The sequence below is a fragment of the Streptomyces sp. AK010 genome (assembly GCF_014207295.1).
GTDB classification, from domain to species: domain Bacteria; phylum Actinomycetota; class Actinomycetes; order Streptomycetales; family Streptomycetaceae; genus Streptomyces; species Streptomyces massasporeus.
Map to the genome: position 1 here is coordinate 21878 of NZ_JACHCX010000020.1, position 26729 is coordinate 48606.

At 69.9% G+C, this 26729-nt stretch carries 23 protein-coding genes; 16 read left to right on the plus strand and 7 right to left on the minus strand.

Annotated elements, in window-relative coordinates:
* Nucleotides 1-27 precede the first annotated feature (27 nt).
* The 4 genes from HDC93_RS30420 (at nt 28) to HDC93_RS30435 (ending at nt 4587) form a co-directional block, all read left to right on the plus strand.
* Nucleotides 28-483: a (deoxy)nucleoside triphosphate pyrophosphohydrolase gene (locus HDC93_RS30420; RefSeq protein ID WP_185014056.1), complete on the plus strand. Its 456-nt coding sequence runs from the start codon at nt 28-30 to the stop codon at nt 481-483.
* 128 nt (nt 484-611) lie between these two features.
* Nucleotides 612-1055: an ATP-binding protein gene (locus HDC93_RS30425; protein ID WP_185014057.1), complete on the plus strand. Its 444-nt coding sequence runs from the start codon at nt 612-614 to the stop codon at nt 1053-1055.
* A 252-nt stretch (nt 1056-1307) separates the two neighbouring features.
* Complete coding sequence (locus HDC93_RS30430) at nt 1308-3944, plus strand: SpoIIE family protein phosphatase (protein ID WP_185014058.1); 2637 nt, start codon at nt 1308-1310, stop codon at nt 3942-3944.
* A gap of 163 nt (nt 3945-4107) precedes the next feature.
* Entirely contained in the window at nt 4108-4587 is a 480-nt protein-coding gene (locus HDC93_RS30435) for a phosphotransferase (RefSeq protein WP_398987074.1), read from the plus strand.
* Here the strand turns inward: HDC93_RS30435 and HDC93_RS30440 are convergent.
* From HDC93_RS30440 to HDC93_RS30455, 4 genes are read right to left on the minus strand one after another with little or no spacing between them, the layout of a single operon-like run.
* Entirely contained in the window at nt 4562-5338 is a 777-nt protein-coding gene (locus HDC93_RS30440; RefSeq protein ID WP_185014059.1) for a succinate dehydrogenase/fumarate reductase iron-sulfur subunit, read from the minus strand. The genes HDC93_RS30435 and HDC93_RS30440 overlap by 26 nt on opposite strands.
* Entirely contained in the window at nt 5335-7299 is a 1965-nt protein-coding gene (locus HDC93_RS30445) for a fumarate reductase/succinate dehydrogenase flavoprotein subunit (protein WP_185014151.1), read from the minus strand. Before HDC93_RS30445 ends, HDC93_RS30440 begins: the two co-directional genes overlap by 4 nt.
* 19 nt (nt 7300-7318) lie before the next feature.
* Nucleotides 7319-8155, minus strand: a complete 837-nt coding sequence (locus HDC93_RS30450) for a hypothetical protein (protein WP_185014060.1) — start codon at nt 8153-8155, stop codon at nt 7319-7321.
* A gap of 57 nt (nt 8156-8212) precedes the next feature.
* Nucleotides 8213-8503 carry a hypothetical protein gene (locus HDC93_RS30455; protein WP_062928894.1) on the minus strand — a complete coding sequence of 97 codons (291 nt, stop codon included), beginning with the start codon at nt 8501-8503 and terminating at the stop codon, nt 8213-8215.
* Nucleotides 8504-8791: 288 nt separating this feature from the next.
* Here HDC93_RS30455 and HDC93_RS30460 point away from each other — a divergent pair, with 288 nt between their 5' ends.
* The 9 genes from HDC93_RS30460 (at nt 8792) to HDC93_RS30500 (ending at nt 20816) form a co-directional block, all read left to right on the plus strand.
* Entirely contained in the window at nt 8792-10960 is a 2169-nt protein-coding gene (locus HDC93_RS30460; protein WP_185014061.1) for an ABC transporter family substrate-binding protein, read from the plus strand.
* Between the two features lie 117 nt (nt 10961-11077).
* Nucleotides 11078-11701, plus strand: a complete 624-nt coding sequence (locus HDC93_RS30465; RefSeq protein ID WP_185014062.1) for a hypothetical protein — start codon at nt 11078-11080, stop codon at nt 11699-11701.
* A gap of 221 nt (nt 11702-11922) precedes the next feature.
* Nucleotides 11923-13830 carry a translational GTPase TypA gene (gene typA, locus HDC93_RS30470; RefSeq protein ID WP_031103289.1) on the plus strand — a complete coding sequence of 636 codons (1908 nt, stop codon included), beginning with the start codon at nt 11923-11925 and terminating at the stop codon, nt 13828-13830.
* Between the two features lie 606 nt (nt 13831-14436).
* Nucleotides 14437-16077 (plus strand): ABC transporter substrate-binding protein, encoded by a 1641-nt coding sequence (locus HDC93_RS30475; protein WP_185014063.1) that lies wholly within the window; start codon nt 14437-14439, stop codon nt 16075-16077.
* Nucleotides 16078-16223: 146 nt separating this feature from the next.
* A complete protein-coding gene (locus HDC93_RS30480; RefSeq protein WP_185014064.1) occupies nt 16224-17150 on the plus strand; it encodes an ABC transporter permease in 927 nt (308 codons plus the stop codon).
* Entirely contained in the window at nt 17143-18111 is a 969-nt protein-coding gene (locus HDC93_RS30485) for an ABC transporter permease (protein WP_185014065.1), read from the plus strand. The genes HDC93_RS30480 and HDC93_RS30485 overlap by 8 nt, the downstream gene beginning before the upstream one ends.
* A gap of 11 nt (nt 18112-18122) precedes the next feature.
* Complete coding sequence (locus tag HDC93_RS30490) at nt 18123-19181, plus strand: ABC transporter ATP-binding protein (protein ID WP_185014066.1); 1059 nt, start codon at nt 18123-18125, stop codon at nt 19179-19181.
* Entirely contained in the window at nt 19174-20322 is a 1149-nt protein-coding gene (locus tag HDC93_RS30495; RefSeq protein WP_185014067.1) for an ABC transporter ATP-binding protein, read from the plus strand. The genes HDC93_RS30490 and HDC93_RS30495 overlap by 8 nt, the downstream gene beginning before the upstream one ends.
* Nucleotides 20323-20399: 77 nt before the next feature.
* Nucleotides 20400-20816, plus strand: a complete 417-nt coding sequence (locus HDC93_RS30500) for a VOC family protein (protein WP_185014068.1) — start codon at nt 20400-20402, stop codon at nt 20814-20816.
* A 122-nt stretch (nt 20817-20938) separates the two neighbouring features.
* On the opposite strand, the gene HDC93_RS30505 is transcribed toward HDC93_RS30500, so the two are convergent.
* The gene (locus HDC93_RS30505) at nt 20939-23065 is read right to left on the minus strand and encodes a S9 family peptidase (RefSeq protein WP_185014069.1); all 2127 of its coding nucleotides are present in this window, start codon (nt 23063-23065) and stop codon (nt 20939-20941) included.
* A 177-nt stretch (nt 23066-23242) separates the two neighbouring features.
* Here HDC93_RS30505 and HDC93_RS30510 point away from each other — a divergent pair, with 177 nt between their 5' ends.
* The gene (locus HDC93_RS30510; RefSeq protein WP_030842840.1) at nt 23243-23437 is read left to right on the plus strand and encodes a hypothetical protein; all 195 of its coding nucleotides are present in this window, start codon (nt 23243-23245) and stop codon (nt 23435-23437) included.
* A 69-nt stretch (nt 23438-23506) separates the two neighbouring features.
* On the opposite strand, the gene HDC93_RS30515 is transcribed toward HDC93_RS30510, so the two are convergent.
* Nucleotides 23507-23716, minus strand: a complete 210-nt coding sequence (locus HDC93_RS30515; protein WP_185014070.1) for a DUF397 domain-containing protein — start codon at nt 23714-23716, stop codon at nt 23507-23509.
* Entirely contained in the window at nt 23713-24597 is an 885-nt protein-coding gene (locus HDC93_RS30520; protein WP_185014071.1) for a helix-turn-helix transcriptional regulator, read from the minus strand. Before HDC93_RS30520 ends, HDC93_RS30515 begins: the two co-directional genes overlap by 4 nt.
* A 469-nt stretch (nt 24598-25066) precedes the next feature.
* Here HDC93_RS30520 and HDC93_RS30525 point away from each other — a divergent pair, with 469 nt between their 5' ends.
* On the plus strand, nt 25067-25987 hold the full coding sequence (locus HDC93_RS30525; RefSeq protein WP_185014072.1) for a helix-turn-helix domain-containing protein: 921 nt from the start codon (nt 25067-25069) through the stop codon (nt 25985-25987).
* A 52-nt stretch (nt 25988-26039) separates the two neighbouring features.
* Nucleotides 26040-26657: a Uma2 family endonuclease gene (locus HDC93_RS30530; protein ID WP_185014073.1), complete on the plus strand. Its 618-nt coding sequence runs from the start codon at nt 26040-26042 to the stop codon at nt 26655-26657.
* Nucleotides 26658-26729: the final 72 nt, after the last annotated feature.

Here is a 26729-nt window from a genome sequence, read left to right on the forward strand (position 1 = left end):
CCGGCGGGGCTCCCGTAGGCTCCCCGCATGAGTGAGCGGATCGTCGTGGGGGCCGCGCTGGTCGAGGACGGGCGGCTGCTGGCCGCCCGGCGCAGCGCGCCCGTCGAGCTGGCCGGGCGCTGGGAGCTGCCCGGCGGCAAGGTCGAGCCCGGGGAGACGGCCGAGGCGGCGCTCGCGCGGGAGTTGCGCGAGGAGCTCGGCGTCGACGCCGAGGTGGGCGGGCGCGTCCCGGGGGAGTGGCCCCTCAGGGCGCCGTACGTCCTGCATGTGTGGACCGCCCGGCTGCGACCCGGCTCCGCCGCCCCCGAACCCCTCCAGGACCACGACGAACTGCGCTGGCTCGGCCCCGACGAGATCTGGGACGTGCCCTGGCTCGACCAGGACGTCCCGGCCGTACGGCAGGCCCTCGCGCACCTGGGAGCCGCGGAGAACCTCGCCTCGCACGGCCCCGGCTCCGGTGGAGCGCAAGCGCCCGGCGCCTGAAGCCTGCGGCCGGGGGCGTGCGGCCCTCATCGCACTGCCGTAGGGGTGCTTCCTACGCCTTTCGTGCCACAGTGCGCCGCCCCGCGCGGTAATCCACCCCGGATATCGGGTATGTGCCCATTAACCCCATGAAACCGGACATGGGCGGGGCTCCTGCCTGGGAAGTGATCGGCGTGATCGACACCGAAGGTGACTGCGCCGCGTGGAGCTTTCCCGCCGACCCGGGTGCCGTGCGCACCGCCCGCCAGGCCGTGCGTGGCCAACTCCGTCGCTGGGGCCTGGACAGCCTCGCCGACCTCGCCGCCCTGCTCGTGAGTGAGCTGGTCACCAACGCCCTGCGGCACGCCACGGGCCCCATCGGGGTACGCCTGGTACGCCCCTCGGGCCTGGGCGGCGTCCTCCTCGTCGAGGTCTCCGACCCGTTGCCGGACCCGCCCCACGAGCGCCCCGCCCGCCTGGAGGACGAGAGCGGCCGCGGACTGTACCTGGTGGCCTCCTCCTCCCGCCGCTGGGGCACCCGGCCCGGCGCCACGGGCAAGACCGTGTGGTTCGAACTCGCGGTGACGGAGTGAGAATCCGGTGTACGTACGTCTTACCGCTGTAGAGCGAATGGTTCAGGCCAGTGGCGGTTGAGGGCAGACGGGATTCGACGACGTGTCCCCTGGTTAGAAGACTGGAAGTGTTGTCACGGTCCGGACCGAAAACCATCGGGACCGTGCTGTGATCGTGAACACCGTGTTGTGCGGCACCGTAGTGCTGGATACTGCGGGCAGCCGCCCCCGGTGACCGGTGCCGGACGCGGTGAGCTGGAGGGGACGGTTCGCGTGAGCGAGATACCAGCGAAGGCCACGGAGTCCGAGGACCCGTCGGAGGGCGCGAGGGCGAGGGCTGCCGACGGCCTGGCCTCCGCGGTGGGAGGTGCGCTCGCGGCCGACGGGGTGCGGACCGGGGACGCCATGTGGCAGAGCAGTCCCCCCGGATCCATCTACGACTACATCAAGGTAGCGTCCTTCTCCATCGGCCCCGACGGACTGGTCGAGCAGTGGAGCCTGCGTGCCGAGCACCTCTTCGGCATCCCCGCCGACCGCGCCGTCGGTATGGACCCCATCGAGGCGTTCATCGACCCGCGCCACCGCGAGCGCGGCATGCGCAAGATGGCCGAGATCCTCGACGGCCGCGAGTGGACCGGCGTGGTGCCCTTCCGGATGCCGAGGGGCGTCGAGGGGGAGTGCGGCCACGAGGGGCTCGCCGAGGTGTACGTCATGCCGACGCGCACCGAGGAGGGTGAGAAGGCCGCCGTCTGCATCGTCGTCGACGTACGCACCCTGCGCAGCATCGAGACCGACCTCGCCGCCTCGCAGGCCATTTTCAGTCAATCCCCGTTCGGATTCCTGCTGATCGACCCCGATCTGCGGGTCCGCCGCGTCAACCAGCGGTTCGCGTCCATCTTCGGCGGCGCGCCCGACGACCACCGCGGCAGGGGCGTCCACGACTACCTCCAGCGCGGCGAGGCCGAGCGGGTCGCCGCCACGCTGCGCCGGGTGCTGGAGACCGGCAGCTCCATCACCGACATGCACGTCACGGGCTTCGCGCCGGGCTCCGACGAGCGCCGCCACTGGTCCGTCAACCTCTACCGCGTGCACAGCGGTTCGGGCCGCCCCATCGGGGTCGCCTGGCTCGGGATCGACATCACCGCGCGCCGCGCCGCCGCCCGCGAGGCCGCCGCCGCCCGGCGCAACCTCGCCCTGCTGAACGAGGCCGGCGCCCGCATCGGCAACTCCCTGGACCTGGAGACCACGGCCCGTCAGCTCCTCGACGTCGTCGTCCCCGGGTTCTGCGACCTGGCCACGGTCGACCTCTACCAGGGCCTGCTGGCCGGCGACGAGACCCCGCCCGGGCTCGCCGACGGCAGCGCCGAGCTGCGCCGCGTGGCCTTCGCCAGCGCTGTCTCCGATGCGCCCTTCGCCGGCACCGGCGTGCCCGTCGCGGTCGGTGCCGTCCACCACTACCCGTTCAACTCGCCCTGCGCGGACGCCCTGCGCACGGCCCGCCCGCAGACCGTCCCGGGCGAGGACGGCGGGCTCGTGCAGTCCACGCTCGCGGTGCCGATGGTCGCCCACGACACGGTCGTCGGGCTCGCGCAGTTCGCCCGAACGAAGGGCAGCGAGCCGTTCGGCGACCGGGACCGCGACCTCGCCGTGGAACTGGCCGCGCGGGCCGCGGTCTGTATCGACAACGCGCGCCTCTACCGCCGGGAGCACGAACGCGCGTTGATACTGCAACGGTCCCTGCTCCCGCCCGGCGACCCGGAGGCCTCCGGCCTCGACATCGCCTGCCGCTATCTGCCCGGCAACGTCAACACCGGCCGGCCCAGCGAGGTCGGCGGCGACTGGTTCGACGTCATCGAACTGCCCGGGCACCGCACCGCGCTGGTCGTCGGCGACGTCATGGGCCGCGGCCTGCGCGCCGCCGTCGCCATGGGTGAACTCCGTACGGCGGTCCGGACCCTGGCGCAGCTCGACCTCGAACCGGCCGAGGTGCTCTCCCAGTTGGACGAGATCGCCCGCGGCCTCGGCGCCCCCGGGGGTGTCACGCAGGCGACCCGGGCAGCCCGCCGCCCCCGCGAGGCGGACCTCTCGGAGGTGTACCTCGCCACCTGCGTCTACGCCGTCTACGACTCCGTGACCCGACGCTGCACCTTCGCCAACGCGGGCCATCTGCCGCCCGTCCTGGTCGAGCCGGGCGAGGCGGCGCTGATGCTCGACGTGCCGCCGGGCATGCCGCTCGGCGTCGGCGGGGAGCCGTTCGAAGAGGTCGAGGTCGAACTCCCCGAAGGCGCCCTGCTCGCGCTCTACACGGACGGCCTGGTCGAAAGCCGCGACCACCCCCTGGACGAAGGTCTCCAGGCCTTCGTCAGCGCGCTCTCCGACCCCACCCAGCCGCTGGAGGACGTCTGCGACCACGTCCTCAACACCCTCGACACCCATCACGGCGAGGACGACATCGCGCTGCTGATGGCACGTGTACAGGGGCTGCCCACGGAGTCCGTCGGCGACTGGACTTTGCCGCGCGAGCCGCGCAGTGTGGGCCGGGCCCGCGAGTACGCCCGCGCCCAGTTGCTCGCCTGGGACATGGAACCCCTGGTCGACACCACGGAGCTCCTGGTCAGCGAACTGGTCACCAACGCCCTGCGCTACGGCGAGGGCGAGATCCGGCTGCGCCTCCTGCTCGACCGCACCCTGGTCTGCGAGGTCTGGGACTCCGGCCTCGTCCAGCCCCGCCGCCGCCGGGCCCGCGACACCGACGAGGGCGGCCGCGGCCTCCAGCTCGTCGGCCTCCTCAGCGCCGCGTGGGGCTCCCGCCGCACCCCCCGGGGCAAGACGGTGTGGTTCGAACTGCCCCTGCCCGGAGGCGACACGAGCCTGACGGACCCGGCGGAGGCGTTGCTGAGCCTGTTCTGACAGGAGCTGACGACCGCCCGTACGATCGCCCCATGCCCGACATCACGACGCGGCTCCAGGTGGACCAGAACGTCGTCCCCGGTGCCGCCGAGGTCGGCTACTGGACGGCGGAGCGCGCACGGGGCCGGGCGATCGCGCCGCGCGCCCTCCGGGCACTGACCGACTGGACTGCCACGAGCGGCGCGTCACCGAAGGGGCCCTGCGCGCCGTGGCCGAAGCCGCCGCACGCGACCCCCGCGCCGCCGCCGCACGCCGGGAGCTGGAGGAGGAGATCCACGCCCTGGCCGCCGAGGTCCGGCCCCGCGACCACCACACCCTCGTCCACGGCGAGCTCGGGGCCGACCACGTCCTGCTCACGCCCGACGGGCATCCGGCGCTCATCGACATCGAGGGCCTGATGTACTTCGACGTGGAGCACGAACACGTCTTCCTGCGGCTCCGCTTCGGCCCCCACTACGACGCCCTGCGCGCCCCCGGCCTGGACGAGGCACGCCTGCGCCTGTACCGCCTGGCTATGCACATCGGCCTGGTCTCGGGCCCGCTGACCCTGATCGAGGGCGACTTCCCGCACCCGGACCCGATGCGGGAGATCGCGGAACACAACCTCCACCAGACGCTCAGCCTGCTGAGGAGCGCCTCCTGATCTTCGAGCCCAGCCACACCAGCGGGTCGTACTTGCGGTCGGCGGCCCGCTCCTTCAGCGGGATCAGCGCGTTGTCCGTGATCTTGATGCCCTCGGGGCAGACCTCCGTGCAGCACTTGGTGATGTTGCAGTAGCCGAGGCCGTGTTCGTCCTGGGCGGTGGTCTTGCGGTCCAGGCCCGCCTCCGACGCCGCGTCCAGCGGATGCATGTCCAGCTCCGCCACCCGCATCAGGAAACGGGGCCCGGCGAACGCCTGCTTGTTCTCCTCGTGGTCGCGGACCACATGGCAGGTGTCCTGGCACAGGAAGCACTCGATGCACTTGCGGAACTCCTGCGAGCGGTCCACGTCCTCCTGCATCATCCGGTACTCACCGGGACCGACCCCGGCCGGCGGCACGAAGGCAGGGACCTCCCTGGCCTTGGTGTAGTTGAAGCCGACGTCGGTGACCAGGTCGCGGACGACCGGGAACGCCCGCAGCGGCGTCACCGTGACGGTCTCCTCCCGGTCGAAGACCGACATGCGCGTCATGCACATCAGCCGCGGACGGCCGTTGATCTCCGCCGAGCAGGAACCGCACTTGCCCGCCTTGCAGTTCCAGCGCACGGCGAGGTCGGGCGCCTGGGTGGCCTGGAGGCGGTGGATGATGTCGAGCACCACCTCACCGTCGTTGACCTCGATCTCGAAGTCCTCCAGGCCGCCGCCGCCCACGTCCCCGCGCCACACCTTGAAGTGGGCCGTATAGCCGCTCATTCGTGGAGCTCCTCTTCGGCGAGGTACTTGACCAGCTCCTCCTTGTCGAACAGGGCGAGCAGGTCGTCACGGACGGGTTCGGTGGTCTCACGGGTGAGGGCGATCTGGCCGCGGACCGGGTCCGTCGCCGCCAGGCCGCCCGTGGGGTCGGTGAGCGCGCACAGCAGATTGATCCGGCGCCACGTGCGGTCCATCCCCGGGTGGTCCTCACGCGTGTGCCCGCCGCGCGACTCGGTGCGCTCCAGCGCCGCGCGCGCCACGCACTCGCTGACCAGCAGCATGTTCCTGAGGTCCAGGGCGAGGTGCCAGCCGGGGTTGAACTGCCGGTGTCCCTCGACCCCGGCCCGGCGCGCCCGGAGCCGCAGCTCGGCCAGCTTCTGAAGGGCCTGCTCCATCTCCGGCGCCCGGCGGATGATGCCGACCAGGTCGTTCATCGTCTGCTGGAGTTCCTGGTGCAGGGTGTACGGGTTCTCCGGCGGGCCGCCCTTCGGCTCCTCGATCTCCGCCTCGGCCGAGAAGGGCCGCAGCGCCTCCGCCGCCGCCGAGTCGATCTGGACGTCGTCCACCACGGGCCGCGCCCCGGCCGCCCCCGCCGCGTACTCGGCCGCGTGCCAGCCGGCCCGGCGGCCGAAGACCAGCAGGTCGGACAGGGAGTTGCCGCCGAGCCGGTTGGAGCCGTGCATGCCCCCGGCCACCTCACCGGCCGCGTAGAGACCGGGCACCCCGCGCGCCGCCGCCGTGTCGGACTCGACCGCGATCCCGCCCATCACGTAGTGGCAGGTGGGCCCGACCTCCATCGCCTCGGCCGTGATGTCGACGTCCGCCAGCTCCTTGAACTGGTGGTACATCGACGGCAGCCGGCGCTTGATGACCTCGGCGGGCATCCGGGTCGACACGTCGAGGAACACGCCCCCGTGCGGGGAGCCGCGCCCCTCCTTCACCTCGGCGTTGATGGCCCGCGCGACCTCGTCGCGGGGGAGCAGCTCGGGCGGGCGACGGTGGTGGTCCGGGTCGTCGTACCAGCGGTCGCCCTCCTCCTCCGTCTCGGCGTACTTGTCCTTGAACACGTCGGGGATGTAGTCGAACATGAACCGCTTGCCGTCGGAATTGCGCAGCACACCGCCGTCGCCGCGCACCGACTCGGTGACGAGGATGCCCTTCACCGACGGCGGCCAGACCATGCCGGTCGGGTGGAACTGCACGAACTCCATGTTCAGCAGGGGAGCGCCCGCGAGGAGGGCCAGCGCGTGGCCGTCGCCCGTGTACTCCCACGAGTTCGACGTCACTTTGAAGGACTTGCCGATGCCGCCGGTGGCGATCACCACGGCGGGTGCCTCCAGCACGAAGAAGCGGCCCGACTCGCGCTCGTAGGCGAAGACGCCACAGACCTTCCCGCCCGCGGCGGAGCCGCCGTCGGACACCGTCTTGAGCACGCGCGTGACCGTGCACTCCTGGAAGACCTTCAGCCGGGACTCGTAGTCGCCGGTCTCCCTGAAGTCCTCCTGCTGGAGCGCGACGATCTTCTGCTGGAGCGTGCGGATCAGCTCCAGGCCCGTGCGGTCGCCGACGTGCGCGAGGCGCGGGTACTCGTGGCCGCCGAAGTTGCGCTGGGAGATCCGGCCGTCCTTGGTGCGGTCGAACAGCGCCCCCCAGGTCTCCAGCTCCCACACCCGCTGCGGCGCCTCCTGGGCGTGCAGTTCGGCCATCCGCCACTGGTTGAGGAACTTGCCGCCGCGCATGGTGTCGCGGAAGTGCACCTGCCAGGAGTCGTTCTCGTTGGCGTTGGCCATCGCCGCGGCGATGCCGCCCTCGGCCATCACCGTGTGCGCCTTGCCGAAGAGCGACTTGCAGATCACGGCCGTACGGGCGCCTCGCTCACGGGCCTCGATGGCGGCGCGCAGGCCCGCGCCGCCCGCGCCCACCACGACGACGTCCCACTCCTGCCGGTCGACCACGGACATCAGATAAGGCCCCATCCCTCTAGAAGAAGCGCGGATCGTCGAAGGCGCCGGACGCGACCAGGTAGACGTAGAAGTCGGCGAGCGCCACGCTCACCAGCGACGCCCAGGCGAGCTGCATGTGCCGGGCGTTGAGCTTTCCGGCCCACTGCCACATCCGGTAGCGCACGGGGTGCCTGGAGAAGTGCTTGAGCTTGCCGCCGACGATGTGCCGGCAGGAGTGGCAGGAGATCGTGTACGCCCAGATCAGCACGATGTTGACCAGGAACACCAGCGTGCCGAGCCCCATGTGGCCCCAGGCGTAGTTTTCGTCGCGGAAGGCGAGCACGGTGTCGTACGTGAGGATCCCGGCGACGACGAGCGCGGCGTAGAAGAAGTACCGGTGGATGTTCTGCAGGATCAGCGGGAAGCGGGTCTCGCCGCTGTACTTCTTGTGCGGCTCGGCCACCGCGCAGGCCGGCGGGGACGCCCAGAAGCCCCGGTAGTAGGCCTTGCGGTAGTAGTAGCAGGTCAGGCGGAAGCCGAGCGGGAAGATCAGGATGATGATCGCGGGCGAGATGCCCCACCAGCTCCCGAAGATCTCCCAGTTCGGGCCGGCCTTCATCGGCTCGCAGTTCTCCGCCAGACAGGGGGAGTAGAAGGGCGAGACGTAGGGCGCCGCGTAGTAGTGGGCGTCGGCGAAGGCCCGCCACGTCGAGTAGACGATGAAGGCGAGCAGTCCCGCCGCCGTGCCGGCCGGGGCCAGCCACCAGCGGTCGGTGCGCAGATGCGGGGCGGCGATCGCGGCGCGTGTACCACCCCGCACACCGCCGCTCTCAGGTCTGGGTTCGGTGGCAGGGGGTTCCGTACCAGTGGCCACGTGACGACTCCGGTCGGGTTCGGGGGAGGTGCCGGTCGCGCTCGACTCCTCCCCGGGTCAGGGAGCGCGCCGGTCCCGGGCGCCGAGCCCCTCGTCGTCCGAGTCGCTCCACAGGGCGGAGTCGTACGGCGTGTCCGAGATGGTGACCAGCTCGGGGCGGGTCGGCGCGGCCGGTGACGCGGCGGCGTCGCGCAGCAGGGCGACGCTCTCGCGCAGATGGTTGGCGTCGGCCCGGACGCGGCGCATCTCCAGGCCACCGGTGCCGAGCTGCTTCTCCAGGCGTCCCAGCGATCGGAACACTTCGTCGAGACTGCGCTGGACTGACGTCAGTTCGTCGTGAACGGACATGACTTGCCCTCACTTCCGCGGGTCCTTCGTGGCCCAAGGCGGCAACGTTCATGCGCCTGCGAGTGTTGCGCGTCACACCTTGTGCTGTGAAGGGATGTGCATCGATTGGCCGAGGCGTGCGGGTGCACCGTGCGGTGCATTGGGCCGCACGGGTGGCTTCCCGCCCGTGACCGCCGTGTCGCCCTGTGTTGCCGAACCCTTTCCTCTTCAGTGGCCGCATACATCAGATGAACTCCAAATACCGCCAAAAGTGATCATAACGCCCGCGGCTTCCCGGAGGTAGCACAGATGTCCCAGCACGGCGTCGGCCCGCGTGCGGTCACGCGCTCGGTCGCCTTCCTCACCGCGGGAGTGCTCGCGGTGCCCGCGCTCGCCGGATGCGGCTCCGAGGACCCGTCCGGCAAGCCGCTCGCCGGGCAGGACATCCAGCCCGCGCCCCGCGACCGGATCACCGACGGAGGCACCCTGCGCTGGGCCGTCGACTCCGTACCCGACACGCTGAACACGTTCCAGTCGGACGCCGACGCCACCACCACCCGCGTCGCCCAGGCCGTGCTGCCGTCGATGTTCCGCATGGACGCCTCCGGCCGCCCGGAGCGCAACCCCGCCTACCTGGAGTCCGCCAAGGTCGTCGACACCGAGCCCAAGCAGGTCGTCCTGTACAAGCTCAACCAGCAGGCCGTCTGGAGCGACGGCCGGGAGATCGGCGCCGCCGACTTCGCCGCCCAGTGGCGCGCCCTGTCCGGCAAGGACACCGCGTACTGGACCGCCCGCAACGCCGGCTACGACCGCATCCAGAAGATCGAGCGCGGCGACAACGCCCTGGAGGTCCGGGTCACCTTCGGCCGCCCCTACGCGGACTGGCGCTCGCTCTTCTCCCCGCTGTACCCCAAGGACGTCATGGGCACCCCGGACTCCTTCAACGACGGGGCCCGCAAGAAGCTCAAGGTCACCGCCGGGCCCTTCAGGGTGAAGAAGACCGACCGCGAGGACGGGGAGATCACCCTCGCCCGCAACCCGCGCTGGTGGGGTGAGCCGGCCAAGCTCTCCGAGATCGTGCTGCGCACCGTCCCGCGCGACAAGCGGGCTTCCGAGCTGGCCGCCGGCACCCTCGACCTGGCCGAGATCGACCCCGCCGCGGCCCGCCGTATCACCGTCGCCGCCCGCCCGCACGCGTCCGGCAGTCCGCTGATGGGCCCGGGCGCCGACCGGTCCGCCGCGGACTCCCTGGAGTCGTGGGCCGTCGCCAACGGCTCCGACGAGGAGGCCGCCGACGAGGAGACCGTCGCCCGCAAGAAGCTGCGCAAGGCCGCCGTCAGGTACGCCCGGCAGCAGCAGGCCCTCGGCGGCTTCGAGGTCCGCAAGTCCCTGGAGCCGGCCTACACCCAGCTCGCCCTGAACGGCGCCGAGGGCCCGCTCACCGACGAGCGCGTCCGCAGGGCCGTCGCCCGCGCCCTGGACCGCAAGGAACTGGCCCAGGTCGTCCTCAAGCCGCTCGGCCTGCCGTCCGTGCCGGTCGGCAGCCACCTCGCCCTGTCCGGCCAGGCCCACTACGCCGACAACAGCGGCGCCCTCGGCGGCCAGGACACCAAGGAGGCCCAGGCGCTGCTCGCGGACGCCGGGTGGGTGCGCGGCGGCCCGGTCACGGAGCAGAAGAAGAAGGAGAAGGCCGCCGGCCCCGAGGGCGAGAAGTCCGACGACACCGGCGAGGACAACGACGACACCGGCGAGGACAACAAGGCGCACCACGGCCCCGACCCCGCGGGGCACCTCGCCCAGGACGGCACGCAGTACCAGGCCCCGCACCAGGGCGGCGCCCCCGGCGCGTACGCCCCCCGGGGCACCGCCGCCCCGGCGAACCAGGAGGCCGCCCCGCTCGCCAAGAACGGCAAGCCCCTCACGCTCCGCTTCGTGCTCCCCTCCGGCCCCGGCTCCCAGACGCTGCGCACGGTCGCGGACCGCATCTCCCGGATGCTGGAGCACGTCGGCATCGGCACCGAGATCTCCAAGGTCTCCGACGAGTCCTACTTCAAGGACCACATCGCCTCCGGCCAGTACGACCTCGCCCTGTACTCCTGGCCCGCCACGGCCTACCCCGCCACCGACGCCCGCCCCGTCTACGCCAAGCCCGTCCCGGCCGCAGACGGCTCGCTGAACGTCGAGCAGAACTACACCCGCGTCGGCACCGACCAGGTCGACCAGCTCTTCGACGAGGCCGTGGCCACCCTCGACGAGGGCGAGTCCCGCTCCCTGATCCGCAAGGCCGACTCCCGCATCTGGGCCGCGGCCGGCTCGATCCCCCTCTTCCAGCGCCCCCAGCTCCTCGCGGCCCGCAAGAACCTGGTCAACACCGGCGCCTTCGGCTTCGGCACACCGGTCTACGAGGACATGGGCTTCCTGAAGAAGGGCGCGAAGCCCGCGTCGGGCCCGTCGGCGAAGGGCTCGCCCGCCCCGTAGCTCTGGGAACGCTCAAACGCCTTGCCGCTTCCCGCCCGGCGTCCGCACCATGAGATCAGCAACGATCATGGTGTGGGCGCCGGGCGGCGTCCGCGCACGGGGGACGGGAGTCGGCGGATGCGCGGCATGGTGGGGCGGGCCTGCACGGCCGGGGTGGTCATGGGGGTACTGGTGACGGGGCTGACGGCCTGTACGGGAGCGGGTGACGACAGGGACGGCAAGGCCGTGGCCTGCGCGGACGGTGCGTACGCCTGGTCGGGTGTCCGGCGGGAGGAGCGGCTGACCGAGCTGTCCGACCCGATCATGTTCAAGAAGAAGACCAGCACCTACACCTCCCGCCTGAAGCCCCTCGACGACACGGTGTACCGCCCCTCGGTGACCGGTACACCCGACGGCGTCGGCGCGGCAGGGGTGATCAAGGCTCTGGGCAAGCACCTGAAGGTCGAGGAACCGCTCGCGGGCCCGTCCGAGACGGAGATCCCGGAGCAAGGCCACTACTTCGAGGTGGCGACCGGGGGCCTCGAGGGCGCGTACTACTCCTGGGGCTACACCAAGCTGGTCACGGCCGACTTCACGTACACCTGCGGAGACAGCGAGCCCGTCAAGGGGCACGTGCGGACCTGGGAAGGCACCGGCAGTGGCTTCATGCCCTGTTCCGAGCCGCCCGAAGGCGTGGCAGGCCGTGCGGCGGCCGGTGAACTGTGCCCGGCGGACTCCCGTGCCGCGAGGGCGGCGGACTGAGCCGAGCGGTCCCCGAGCGGCCGGGGCGGCCCGCCCCGGCCGCCGGGTGCCCTGCAGGACGCCGTGGAGCCCTCGCCACCTGCGTATATGCCTCCCGGCGCGTCCCAGCGGCAGCGCACCCGTACCATGGGGTGAGGCCGTGGCACGTTCAGCCCGGCAGGGCCCGCGCACCGCAGACGTCCGCGCAGGGCATTCCTCATACTCCGGGAGAACGCCGCAATATGGCCACGCGCCACGACATCCGCAACGTCGCTATCGTCGCCCACGTCGACCACGGCAAGACCACCATCGTCGACGGCATGCTGAAGCAGGCCGGCGCCTTCGCCGCGCACCAGCTCGAAGGCGTCGACGACCGCATGATGGACTCGAACGACCTGGAGCGTGAGAAGGGCATCACGATCCTGGCCAAGAACACGGCGGTGAAGTACCACCCGAAGGACGGGGGGGACGTCATCACCATCAACATCATCGACACCCCCGGTCACGCCGACTTCGGCGGCGAGGTCGAGCGCGGTCTGTCGATGGTCGACGGTGTCGTCCTGCTCGTGGACGCCTCCGAGGGCCCCCTCCCGCAGACCCGCTTCGTGCTGCGCAAGGCGCTCCAGCAGCGGCTGCCCGTCATCCTCTGCATCAACAAGACGGACCGCCCGGACTCCCGGATCGACGAGGTCGTCAACGAGACGTACGACCTCTTCCTCGACCTGGACGCCGACGAGGAGCAGATCGAGTTCCCGATCGTCTACGCCTGCGGCCGCGACGGCATCGCCTCGCTGACCAAGCCGGACAACGGCACGGTCCCCGCCGACTCCACCAGCCTGGAGCCGTTCTTCTCCACGATCCTGGAGCACATCCCGGCCCCGACCTACGACGAGGCCGCCCCGCTCCAGGCGCACGTCACCAACCTGGACGCCGACAACTTCCTCGGCCGTATCGCGCTGCTCCGCGTCGAGCAGGGCGAGCTGCGCAAGGGCCAGACGGTCGCGTGGATGAAGCGCGACGGGTCCGTCAGCAACGTCCGCATCTCCGAGCTGATGATGACCGAGGCGCTCACCCGCAAGCCCGCGGAGATGGCCGGCCCCGGTGACATCTGCGCGGTCGCCGGTATCCCGGACATCATGATCGGTGAGACGCTGGCCGACCCGGAGAACCCGGTCGCGCTGCCGCTGATCACGGTCGACGAGCCCGCGATCTCCATGGTCATCGGCACCAACACCTCCCCGCTGGTCGGCCGTGGCGCCACCGGCAAGGGCGCCGACAACAAGGCGGCCGTCAAGGACCGCAAGGTCACCGCCCGCCAGGTCAAGGACCGCCTCGACCGCGAGCTGATCGGTAACGTCAGCCTCCGCGTGCTCGACACCGAGCGTCCCGACGCCTGGGAGGTGCAGGGCCGCGGTGAGCTGGCGCTGGCCATCCTGGTCGAGCAGATGCGCCGCGAGGGCTTCGAGCTGACCATCGGCAAGCCGCAGGTCGTCACCAAGGAGGTCGACGGCAAGACGTACGAGCCGGTCGAGCGCATGACGATCGACGTGCCCGAGGAGCACATGGGCGCGGTCACGCAGCTCATGGGTGTCCGCAAGGGCCGTATGGACAACATGTCGAACCACGGTTCCGGCTGGGTCCGCATGGAGTTCGTGGTGCCCTCCCGCGGTCTCATCGGGTTCCGGACCGAGTTCCTGACCCAGACCCGCGGCACGGGCATCGGCCACTCCATCCACGAGGGCTTCGAGCCCTGGTTCGGCACCCTGCAGACCCGCAACAACGGTTCGCTGGTCGCCGACCGCTCCGGTGCCGTCACCGCCTTCGCGATGACGAACCTCCAGGAGCGCGGTGTGCTGTTCGTGGACCCGGGCACCGAGGTGTACGAGGGCATGATCGTCGGTGAGAACTCGCGCTCCGACGACATGGACGTGAACATCACCAAGGAGAAGAAGCTCACGAACATGCGGTCCTCCTCGGCCGACTCGTTCGAGGCGATCGTCCCGCCGCGCAAGCTGTCGCTGGAGCAGTCCCTGGAGTTCTGCCGGGACGACGAGTGCGTCGAGGTCACCCCGGAGGCCGTGCGCATCCGCAAGGTGAACCTGGACGCCCGCGAGCGCGCCCGCGCCGCGAGCCGCGCCAAGCACGGCTGACGCACTTCACCAACGGCACCGGGCACCCCGCTCATGCGGGGTGCCCGGTGCCGTTGTGTAAAGGAGGGGGAACGCGAAGGGAAGGGGTAGGGAAAACCCTCGATTTGCCGGTGACAGCCGTCAGGGGCGGTTTTCTCCCACTACCCTGCTCCCGAAGCGCCAGCCTTCCCCGACCCCGGGGAAGGCACAACGGCCTTGCCGCACAGGCTTCTTGAGCGCGCGACAGACTCCGGTGGCACCCTGCACGGGACCCACGGTACGTCGCAAGCGGTTTATCTCACTCTCGCGTCCGGATTGCGGACAGCCGACACCGATAGATGTGTAACAAGTCCGTTTCGCAGGGATCTTTCACCAAACCCTTTGTCCGGATTTTGGAAGATGTAGGCGAGAGCTGTGATCGAACCGAGACCTCGAGAGTGTGGTTCGGTCATGGCGTTTGGCAGATAGTTAGGCGCGTAGAGCTCGGATGTACGGGTCAGTAGCCGGCAGCGGCGCGACTCACGAGCGCGGGGGCACTCGACGAATTCCGGCACCGGCGACGGGCGGGGGCCGTGATGTGTCGTGTGCTCCCTTCGCGGTGAACCAATGACTTCATAGGAGGAACCCATGCGCGGTGCCAAGAGCGCCAAGTGGGTCGCGGGGGCGATAGTCGTCGCCCTGGCCGCCACCGCCTGCGGCGGCGGCGACGACAGTGCCGGCGACGACATGAACAAGGGGAAGGCCGACCCGAACGGCATCGTCACTGCGCAGCTGAGCGAACCGCAGAACCCGCTCCAGCCGGCCAACGCCAAGGAGAGCCAGGGCAGCCGTGTCCTGCGCACGATCTTCGCCGGCCTGGTCGACTACGAGCCCGGCACCGGCAAGCTCGAGTACGTCAACGCCGAGTCGGTCACGCCGAACGACGACTCGTCCGAGTGGACCGTCAAGCTCAAGCCGGGCTGGAAGTTCCACGACGGCACCCCGGTCACCGCGAAGTCCTACGTGGACTCCTGGAACTGGTCCGCCAACATCAAGAACAACCAGACCAACTCCAGCTGGTTCGCGGACATCGTCGGCTTCGAGGACGTGCACCCGGAGAAGGGTGACCCGAAGAGCGACAAGATGTCGGGTCTGAAGGTCGTCGACGACAACACCTTCACGATCAAGCTGACGCAGCCGGTCTCGTACTTCGCGTACAAGCTGGGCTACGACGTGTGGGCTCCGCTGCCCGAGGCCTTCTTCAAGGACCCGAAGGGCTACGGCGAGAAGCCGGTCGGCAACGGCCCCTACAAGTTCGTGTCCTGGGAGCACAACAAGCTCATCAAGGTCCGCAAGTTCGCGGGCTACAAGGGCCCGAACGTCGCCAAGAACGGCGGCATCGACTTCAAGAACTACACGACCGCCGACGCCGCGTACTCGGACCTGCGCTCGGACAACGTGGACTGGATCGAGCAGGTCCCGACCACCGCGCTGACCAACTACAAGACCGACCTCGGCGACCGCGCCATCGACGAGCCGTACTCGGCCGTCCAGTCGATCGTCCCGGCGTTCTACACCAAGCAGTTCAAGGACATCGACCCCAAGGTCATCCAGGGTCTGTCCATGGCGATCGACCGCCAGACGATCACCAAGACCGTCCTCCAGGGCACGCGTACCCCGGCCGACTCCTATGTCGCCCCCGGTGTCCTCGGCTACAAGAAGGGCGCGCTCGGCGACATCGTCAAGTTCGACCCGGCCCAGGCCAAGAAGCTCATCCAGGAGGGTGGCGGCGTCCCGGGCAACAAGATCCAGATCCAGTACAACGCCGACCAGGACCACAAGCCCTGGGTCGACGCGGTCTGCAACTCGATCCGCAAGTCCACCGGCGTCGAGTGCACCGGCGACCCGAAGCCGACCTTCCAGGCCGACCTCGACGCCCGTGACAAGGAGCAGGTCAAGTCCATGTACCGGGGTGGCTGGGTACTCGACTACCCGGTCAACTCGAACTTCATGCGGGACCTGTACGGCTCCACGGCGGCCGGCAACACCAGCGGTTACTCCAACAAGGAGTTCGACGAGCTGAGCTCCGAGGCGGACAAGGCCAGCTCGATCGACGAGACCGTGAAGCTGTACCAGAACGCGGAGCAGCTCCTCGCCAAGGACATGCCGGCGATTCCGCTCTGGTTCTACAAGGTCAACAGCGGTCAGTCCAAGAACATCCTGGGCAAGATCGAGTACGGCCAGGACGGTGACCCGATCTTCGACACCATCCAGGTCAAGCAGAAGTAACCAGACGACCGCAGACCGGTGCCGCCTCTCCCGTACCAGGGGAGCGGCGGCGCCGGTCCGTAGGCACAGGCCTCCACCTCACCCCCCTCACCTGCGGTAGATGAGTGCGCAGGCCTCGCCGACCCCTCACGGCATGGAGGCGCAAGATGGGGCGCTACGCCGCCAGGCGACTGCTCCAGATGATCCCGATCTTCATCGGGACAACTCTGTTGATCTTCCTGATGGTCCACATCCTGCCGGGCGACCCGGTCCGGGCCATCTACGGGGACAAGGCTCCCGATCCCGCACAGATCGCGCAGATCAAGCGCGAGTACGGCTTCGACAAGCCCGTCCTCGAGCAGTACTTCCACTACATGCTGAATCTCCTCAAGGGAGACTTCGGCAGCAACCTCGCCGGACGCCCGGTCGCCGACCTGATGGCCGAAGCCTTCCCGGTGACCCTGCGGCTGACGCTGCTCGCCATCACCATCGAGATCATCATCGGTGTCGGCCTGGGCGCGTGGGCCGGTCTGCGGGCCGGTAAGGCCGCCGACACCGGCGTGCTGGTCTTCACCCTGACGGTGATCTCCATCCCGGTGTTCGTGCTCGGCTTCATCGCCCGGTTCATCTTCGCCGACGAACTCGGCTGGCTGCCACCCAACGTCCAGGACTCCACCAGCTACTCGCAGTTGTTCCTGCCGGCCTTCGTCCTGGCCATGCTGTCCATGGCCTACGTGGCCCGGTTGACGCGGACGACCTTCGCCGAGAACCTGCGCGCCGACTACATGCGCACCGCGCTCGCCAAGGGCCTGCCCCGGCGCCGCATCATCGGTGTCCACCTGCTGCGCAACTCGCTGATCCCCGTCGTCACCTTCGTCGGCACCGACGTCGGCGGCTTCATCGGCGGCGCGGTCATCACCGAGGGCATCTTCAACATCCAGGGTGTCGGCAACCTCCTCTACAGGGCGATCCAGACGAGCGAGGGCTCGACGGTCACGGGTGTGGTGACGGTGCTCGTCCTCGTCATCCTCCTGATCAACCTGCTCATCGACCTGCTGTACGCGGTCCTGGACCCGAGGATCCGGTATGCCTGACGTGACCAAGGCCCAGACCACCGACGCCGCGGCCGTGGACGCCATCGCCCCGCCGGCCGTCGACGCACCCGGCAACGAGCGCACGCAGAAGAGCGAGAAACCCCGCTCCCTGTGGGGCGACGCCTGGTACGACCTGCGCCACCGGCCCATGTTCTGGATCTCCTCGGTGCTGCTGGTCATGCTGCTCGTGATCGCCGCGTTCCCCGGCTGGTTCACCAGCGTCGACCCGCGTGACGGCGACCTCGTCCACCACTACCTGGGCAAGCCGGAGCTGGGGCACTTCTTCCAGCCCGACTGGTTCGGCTACGACCAGCAGGGCCGCTCGATCTACTCGCGTGTCATCCACGGCACTCGTGCCTCGATCCTCGTCGGCGTCTGCGTCACCGCGGCCGTCACGCTGCTCGGCGGTCTGCTCGGCATGCTGGCCGGCTACTTCGGCGGCTGGATCGACTCGGTGATCTCCCGGATCGTCGACATCTTCTTCGGCCTGCCGTTCCTGCTCGGCACCATGGTCGTCCTGAACGCCTTCACCGAGCGCAAGGTTTACGTGGTCATCCTGGCCCTGGCCTTCCTCGGCTGGACCTCGATCGCCCGCGTCATGCGCAGCTCGGTGATCACGGCCAAGCAGGCGGACTACGTGACGGCGGCCCGGGCGCTCGGCGCCGGCACCCCGCGGATCCTGTTCCGCCACGTGATGCCGAACGCCGTCGCGCCGACCATCGTCGTGGCCACGATCGCCCTCGGCGGTTACATCTCGGCCGAGGCGACGCTGTCGTTCCTCGGCCTCGGCCTCAGCGACCCGACGATCTCGTGGGGCATCGACATCTCCGAGGGCAGCAAGGTGATCCGGGACAACCCGCACACGCTGCTGTTCCCGGCGGGCATGCTCAGCCTCACGGTCTTCGCGTTCATCATGCTCGGCGACGCGGTGCGCGACGCCCTTGACCCGAAGCTGCGCTGAGGAGGGCGTACGTGACCACCATCGACAAGACCAGGAACGTCCCCGAGCCGCGCGGCGCGGCCGAGGGTGACGTTCCCCTGCTCGAAGTGCGCGACCTGCACGTCGAGTTCCACACCCGTGACGGTGTGGCCAAGGCCGTCAACGGCGTCAACTACACCGTGAGCTCCGGCGAGACCCTCGCCGTGCTCGGCGAGTCCGGCTCCGGCAAGTCGGTGACCGCCCAGGCCATCATGGGCATCCTCGACATGCCGCCCGGGCGGATCCCCCAGGGGCAGATCCTGTACCGCGGCGAGGACATGCTCACCATGTCCAACGACGCCCGGCGCAAGATCCGCGGCAGGAAGATCGCGATGATCTTCCAGGATGCGCTGTCCGCGCTGAACCCGGTGCTGTCCGTCGGCTACCAGCTCGGCGAGATGTTCCGCGTCCACCAGGGCCTGAGCAAGAAGGACGCCAAGGCCAAGGCCATCGAGCTGATGGACCGCGTGAAGATCCCGGCCGCCAAGGAGCGCGTCGGCGACTACCCGCACCAGTTCTCCGGCGGTATGCGCCAGCGCATCATGATCGCGATGGCGCTCGCCCTGGAGCCGGACCTGATCATCGCCGACGAGCCGACGACGGCTCTCGACGTGACGGTCCAGGCCCAGGTGATGGACCTGCTCGCGGAGCTGCAGCGCGAGTACAACATGGGCCTGATCCTGATCACCCACGACCTCGGCGTGGTCGCCGACGTCGCGGACAAGATCGCCGTGATGTACGCGGGCCGGATCGTGGAGACCGCGCCCGTGCACGAGCTGTACAAGCGGCCCGCGCATCCCTACACCAAGGGTCTGCTCGAGTCGATCCCGCGCCTGGACCAGAAGGGCCAGGACCTGTACGCGATCAAGGGCCTGCCGCCCAACCTGACGCGCATCCCGTCCGGTTGCGCCTTCAACCCGCGGTGCCCGCAGGCACAGGACATCTGCCGTACGGACGTCCCGCTGCTGCACCCGGTCACCGAGCGCGACGGCGGCGAGTTGCCCGGGCGCGGCAGCGCGTGCCACTTCTGGAAGGAGACGATCCATGGCTGAGCTGGACAAGACGGACGAGTCCATGGACGCCACCCCCAGCGTCACCGAGGTCGAGACGATCGAGGCCGCCACCGATGCGGAGGCCGTAGCCGCCATCGAGGCGCCGGTCGAGCGCGGTGAGCCGATCCTGCAGGTGCGCAACCTGGTCAAGCACTTCCCGCTGACCCAGGGCATCCTGTTCAAGCGTCAGATCGGTGCGGTCAAGGCCGTGGACGGGGTCTCCTTCGACCTCTACCAGGGTGAGACGCTCGGCATCGTGGGCGAGTCCGGCTGTGGCAAGTCCACGGTGGCCAAGCTGCTGATGATGCTGGAGAAGGCGACCGCGGGCGAGATCTTCTACAAGGGCCAGGACATCACCAAGCTGTCCGGGCGCGCGCTGAAGGCGGTCCGCCGGAACATCCAGATGGTGTTCCAGGACCCGTACACCTCGCTCAACCCCCGTATGACGGTGGGCGACATCATCGGGGAGACCTTCGAGATCCACCCCGAGGTGGCGCCGAAGGGCGACCGCCGCCGCAAGGTCCAGGACCTCCTGGACGTCGTCGGCCTCAACCCCGAGTACATCAACCGCTACCCGCACCAGTTCTCGGGCGGTCAGCGCCAGCGCATCGGCATCGCCCGCGGCCTGGCCCTCAACCCCGAGATCATCATCTGCGACGAGCCGGTCTCCGCGCTGGACGTGTCCGTCCAGGCGCAGGTCATCAACCTGATGGAGAAGCTGCAGAACGAGTTCAACCTCTCGTATCTCTTCATCGCGCACGACCTGTCGATCGTCCGGCACATCTCGGACCGCGTGGGGGTGATGTACCTCGGCAAGATGGCCGAGATCGGCTCGGACACGGAGATCTACGACCACCCGACGCACCCCTACACCCAGGCGCTGCTGTCGGCCGTCCCGGTCCCCGACCCGTCGTCCCGCGAGGGCCGCGAGCGGATCATCCTCACCGGCGACGTCCCGTCCCCGGCCAACCCGCCCTCGGGCTGCCGCTTCCGCACCCGCTGCTGGAAGGCTGAGGACAAGTGCGCCCAGGAGGTCCCCCTCCTGGCCATCCCCGAGCGCTTCCAGGGCTCGGACACCCCGGCGGCCCACGAGTCGGCCTGCCACTTCGCGGAGGAAAAGGACGTGGTCCACGCGGCCTGACCCGTCGTTCCGACGTCCACACCGGTTCCCGGCATCCCTTCAACGGGGTGCCGGGAACCGGCGTTCGAGGATCCTGGATGCTGCATCACATCGAACTGTGGGTCCCTGACCTGCCGCGGGCGGTCCGCGCATGGGGCTGGCTCCTCGGCCGCCTCGGCTGCGACCCGTACCAGGAGTGGGAGCACGGCCGCAGTTGGCGGCTCGGCCCGACGTACCTGGTCGTCGAGCAGTCGCCGGCGATGAGCGCGGCCGGGCACGACCGTATGCGGCCGGGGCTCAACCACCTCGCGTTCCACGCGGGGCCACCGGTGGAGGTCGACGCTCTGGCCGCCGAGGCTCCCTCGCACGGCTGGAGGCCGCTCTTCGCGGACCGCTACCCGCACGCCGGCGGCCCCGAGCACTACGCGGCCTATCTCTCGAACACCGACGGTTTCGAGGTGGAACTCGTGGCGTCCGAGGCGCACACCCCCGCAAACCCCCGCCAACTGCGTTAACACGCAGGCAACTTCGCCGACCCGGTTCCGATATACGGACGCGTCAGGCTGGTCAGCGTACGGCCGTGCGGGTGCCGTAGACGGGCCGGGGCGCGCCATGTCGCCCCGGCCCGTCGCCGTGTTCAGGCGGTCGTGATGCCCAGGGAGCGCTTCAGGAAGTCGACCTGGAGGAGGAGCAGGTTCTCGGCGACCTGTTCCTGCGGGGTGATGTGGGTGACGCCGGACAGTGGCAGCACCTCGTGGGGGCGGCCGGCGGCGAGCAGGGCCGAGGACAGGCGCAGGGCGTGGGCGACCACGACGTTGTCGTCGGCGAGGCCGTGCACGATCATCAGCGGGCGGTGCGGCTCGGCGGGGGAGGACAGTCCGTCGGGAGTGACCAGGGAGCTCTTCGCGTACGACTCCGGGTGCTCCGCCGGCGTGCCCAGGTAGCGCTCCGTGTAGTGGGTGTCGTACAGGCTCCAGTCGGTCACCGGCGCGCCCGCGATGCCGGCGTGGAAGACGTCCGGGCGGCGCAGCACCGCCAGGCCCGCCAGCCAGCCGCCGAAGGACCAGCCGCGGATCGCGACCCGGGACAGGTCCAGGGGGTGGCGCTTCGCGAGGTCCTCCAGCGCGTCCACCTGGTCCTCCAGCGACAGTGTGAAGTCGTGGTGGATCGCCTTCTCCCAGGCGGGGGAGCGGCCCGGGGTGCCGCGGCCGTCCGCGACCACGACCGCGAAGCCCTGGTCCGCGAACCACTGCGAGGTGAGGTGCGCGTTGTGGGCCGCGACCACCCGCTGGCCGTGCGGGCCGCCGTACGGGTCCATGAGCACCGGCAGCGGAGTGTCACCGTCGTAGTCCCGAGGCATAAGCACGGCGCACGGGACGCGGCGTGCGCCCCCCTCGGTGAGTGTCACGCGGGGGGACATACCGGGATCTTCGGTGTAAGAGGGGACAGTCCTGGTCGGTTTTCCGTCGCGCAGGACCTGCACCAGAGAACCTGGCCGATTCAGCGTCGCCGAGACCAGAACCGTCACCGCCCCGGCCCGCACCGCCGCGTGCACGCCCGGCTCCTGCGACACCCGCTCCACACCCAGCTCGTTCACCCGGTACACATGCACCTGGCCCGTCTCCGCCTCCCCGGCCGCCTCCGCACCCGCGGACGCCGAGACCAGCACGTCGTGCTCGGAGACGTCCAGCACGGCCCGGACATGCAACTGCGCTCCCGTGAGCGGCCGTTCCCCGACCGCCAGGACCCGCGCACCACCCTCGTCCGCGATCCGCACCAGCTGACCGGACGGGCTCCAGCACGGCACCCCGGGGAAAAGATCCAGCCAAGTTCGATCTTCGTCGGCGTGCACCATCCGCGTCGCACCGGTGCCCGGATCCACGGCCAGGATCAGCTGACTGCGCTGGTCGCGCGCCTGTACGAGCAGGAGTGGCGCGCCCGCCGCTGACCAGTGGACATGCGCCAGATACGGGTAGCGCTTCCGGTCCCAGGCGACCTCCGTGCGCGGCCCGTCCAGGCCGATCACGAACAGCCGCACCTCCGCGTTGCCCGTGCCCGCCGCCGGGTACGGCACCCGCTGCGGCTCCCGTTCCGGATGCGCGGGGTCGGCGATCCACCACCGCCGCACCGGCGTGTCGTCCACTCGTGCCATGAGCAGCCGGTCCGACTCCGGAGCCCACCAGAAGCCCCGGGAGCGCCCCATCTCCTCGGCCGCGATGAACTCGGCCAGCCCGTATGAGACATTCTCCGACTCCGGCTCGGCGAGCGCCCGGTCGCCCTCCCCCTCGGCGCCCACCACCCGCAGGGCACCCTGCGCGACGTACGCGACGTGCCGCCCGTCGGGCGACGGACGCGGGTCGATCACCGGTCCGGGCGTGGGCAGTTCACGCGCCGTCCCGGCCCGCAGCTCGGCCGCGAAAAGCCGCCCTGACAAGGCGAAAGAGGCCAGTTCGACCGCTGTGTCGGTGGCGTACCCGACGATGCCGGCCCCGCCCTCACGGCTGCGCTCGCGGCGGGCCCGCTCCTCGGGCGACAGGTCCTCCGAGGCACCGCCCAGCAGGGCGCTCGGGTCGGCGGCGACGCGCTCGGCGCCCTCCTCCGTGTCGAGGACCCAGAGCGAATTCGCCCGGTCCGTACCGGAACCGGAGCGCAAAAACACGACACGTGAACCGTCGGGCGCCACGCTGAACGAACGCGGCGCGCCGAGGGTGAAGCGCTGGGTACGGGCGTGCCGTCGGGGGAAGGAGTGAGGCTCGGTCGTCATGCCCTGACCATATTGGCCATGCGCCCCCTTGTGCGGCCGTGCGCCGACCGATGCGCGCGGAGGGATAGTTATGATCAATGTCGCATAGTGGGTATGAACCTGCTGGCTGCTGTACGGATTTGATGCCCCCATAGTCCGACCCCCCGCGCCCCTGTGGATCTTTGGAGGTGAGCCGCCGTGGCACTCTCGATTTCGGCGGTGGTGCTGCTGGCGATCATCGTCTTCCTGCTGATCAAGAAGTCGGGGCTGAAGGCGGGGCATGCGATCGTCTGCATGCTGCTCGGCTTCTACCTCGCCTCCTCGACCGTCGCTCCCACGATCAACGAGCTGACGACGAACATCGCGGGCATGATCGGCAGCATCAAGTTCTGAGCGTCGTGCCTCCCGGCCGGGGCTTCGGGTGAGACCCGGGATCCGGCCGGGGTGTGTGCCTCGTGCGATTCAGGGCCCGACCGCGTACGGCACGAAGTCGGCCCACGCGGCGGGGGCGAAGGCCAGGCGAGGACCTTCGACGTTCTTCGAGTCACGGACGTGGACGGTGCCGGGCTCGGTGGCGAGCTCCACGCACGAGTCGCCCTCACTGCCGCTGCTGTAACTGCTCTTGAACCACGCCAGGTCGGAGGTGTCCCCCGACCAGGTCTTGCGGATCATGTCTCCCCCAGCAGTTGTTCGATGAAGGCGGTGGACTCACGTGGTGTGAGTGCCTGCGCCCGGATGATGCCATACCGAAGTTCCAGGATACGGAGTTGCCGCAGGTCGGAAACCGGTCGTCCGTTGGCCACCGCGGGTGAACGTCCAATCGCTGATCCGTCCTCGAACTTGAGCACCTCGATGCTGCCGTCCACCCCAGCATGCTCCTGCCGTTCCATCGGCATCACTTGAAGCTCGACGTTACGCATGTTCCCTGCTTTGAGCAGGTGTTCAAGTTGGCCGCGCAGGATCACCCTTCCACCCAGTGGCCGCCGAAGCGTCCACTCCTCCAGGACGAAGCTGATGTCGGGCGCCGGGTTCCGCTCGAAGATCGCCTTCCGGGCTACGCGTGCCGCGATGAAGCGCTCCACCTCCTCCGTCGAGTAGGCGGGGCGTCGTATCGACAGCAGGGCGTGCGCGCACTCCGGAGTCTGCAGCAGGCCGTGAATGTGCAGCGGATCGTAGAGCTGAAGCTCCACCGCCCGAGCTTCCATCTGCGCCAGATCCCGCACCTTCTTGGGGTACCGGACCCTCTTCACGTCCTCCTTCATCGCCGCGATGAGCCCACCGGCGTCCAGCACCTCGTCGGCCGTGTCCAGATACTCGGGCCGGGGGATCCGTTTGCCGCTCTCGATCTTGTAGACGAGGTCCTCGCCGTACCCGACCGCCACCGCGAACTCGCCGGCCCGCAGCCCCGCCGCCTCCCGGCGGAGCCTCAACTGCCGCCCCACCGTGGCCACCACGGCGAGCGCCCAGTCGTCGTCCGGGTCCACCTCCCAGCCCGGCTCGTCGGCCTGTTCCGCCTCGGTCCTGACCCGCACCGCCTCACCGTTCACCGACATGCGCGCTCCTCCGTAGTGCCGCGTCGTACCAGCGCCCTGCCCGTGGGAGCCGCGTCGACAGTCCGGACAGCACCGGACGAGCGTCGGGCTGTAGCTCTGCGTAGCCGGACGATCACGCATCACGGTAGGTCCGGTCGGCCACGCTGAGTGACGTGAATCAGGAAACTGCCCGGACCGGGCCCCAACTCCGGGCTTCACGCCGCCGGAACCCGCACCCTCGCGCTCCGGTGCCGTCGGAGGCTGAAAGACAAAGAACTCCGGGGAAAACACCCCACCAAGCCCCACCCCTCCCGCCCGTGGCCCACGCTCACTCGGGCGGGTGAACATCCCCGAACCGGCTGGATTTCGCGGCCCCCGGGGCCTGAGGCTCAGCGCAACGCACCACCACAACCGCAGACATGCGACGGCCCCCGCCGGGACTGCAATCCCGTGCGAGGGCCTGACCACCGAGGAAGATAGAGGCTTCCCGATGGGTACCCAGAACCCTAGCGCGCCCCCGCGCGCCCAGGCCCGAGTTGCGGGCAACAAGCACCCGAACCGGCGGCCCGGCGCGGCCCGCCGCACCGGCGGGCTTCAGCACGACAACACCCGCCACACCACCCGCTTCACGGTGGTCGGCAACCACCTGGCCCAGCACGAGGAGCTCTCGCTCCTCGCCATCGGGCTCGGCACGCACCTTCAGTCACTGCCGAAGGGCGCCCCGGCCGACATCAAGACCCTCGCCGACCGGTTCCCCGAGGGAGCCACCCGGATCGCCGCCGCCCTGCGCGAACTGGAGGCCCACGGCTACCTGCGCCGCGAACGCGTCCGCACCCCCACCGGCCGCATCGTCACGCGCACGATCTCCTGCAACCAGCCGGCGGCGGCCCGCCACCCCACCGAGGCGACCCGTGGGGTCACGGAGGCCAAGCCTCGGGATGCCTGCGAGGAGCGCGCGTCCCGGGTGAATCGTGAGGCACGAGCACCCCGCAAGCCGCTCCCGGACGTACCGCGACCCTCGTACCCCGCCCCCGCGCTCCTCCAGGCCGCCACCGGCCTCCTCGCGGACCTCCGTCGCCACGATCCCTGCCTGCTCCTCTCCGCCGACGACACGGCCCACCTCGCCCCCGGTGTCGCCGCCTGGCTGGAACGGGACGTCAGCCCCGTCGCCCTGCGCCGCGCCCTGACCGCCGACCTGCCGCCCGAGGGCGTACGACGGCCCGCCGCCTTTCTGGCCCACCGTCTCGCCGCCCTGCTTCCGCCCCCGGCCCCGTTCCGGGCACCGGCCGTCGACCCGCCGCCACCCGTACGACACCCGATGCAGAACTGCGACGGCTGCGACCGCGGGTTCCGCGCTGTCCGTCCCGGCCGCTGCCGCGACTGCCGCTCCGACCTCGAGGAGGCCGCCTAGCATGAAAGTGACGATCCTTGCCCCTGGGCACAGACGACGAGGAGCGAGCGCCATGACCATCGCATCCGGCAACGCGCGGCGGGACGGCTCCCATCTGTACCGGGCCATGAGGGATGTCGTGCAGTCGATGGGCGACACCCTCCCCGGGAAGTTCGAAGTCACCAAGGAAGGGATCGTGCACGACATGATGTCGCCGGGGGGACCGCACGAGGTCACGGCCGCGCACGTCAGCCGCCGTCTGGAGAAGGTCATGCCGGACGAGTTGCTGGCCCACAACGGCACACCCGACGTGGAAGACGTACCCGAGGGCATCATGCGGCACCCGGACGTGATGGTGATCGCCTGGGCCGATCTCGACGTCGAAGGCTCCGTCGACCCCCGTACGGTCGTCGCCGCCATCGAGATCGTCTCCCGGTCCAGCCCGGAGAACGACTGGGTGGGCAAGATGCGCGACTACCCGCTGCTCGGCATCCCGATCTACGTGATCTTCGACCCCCGTACCGGCAGCGGTGCCGTCTTCACCGACATCCACGCCACCCCTGAGGGCCCCCGCTACGCGGTGCGCAAGAACTTCGTCTACGGCGAGGACGTCACCATCGGCGAGTGGACCATCTCTACGAGCGGCCTGCCGCGCTACCAGGACCACGGCGCGGAAGAGGCGGATCAGTGAAGGGCCTGATCCCAAAATCCGAGAGGGCTTCGGTCACCCCCGGCGTCGAGCGCCTGGGCAGGGGTGAACAGC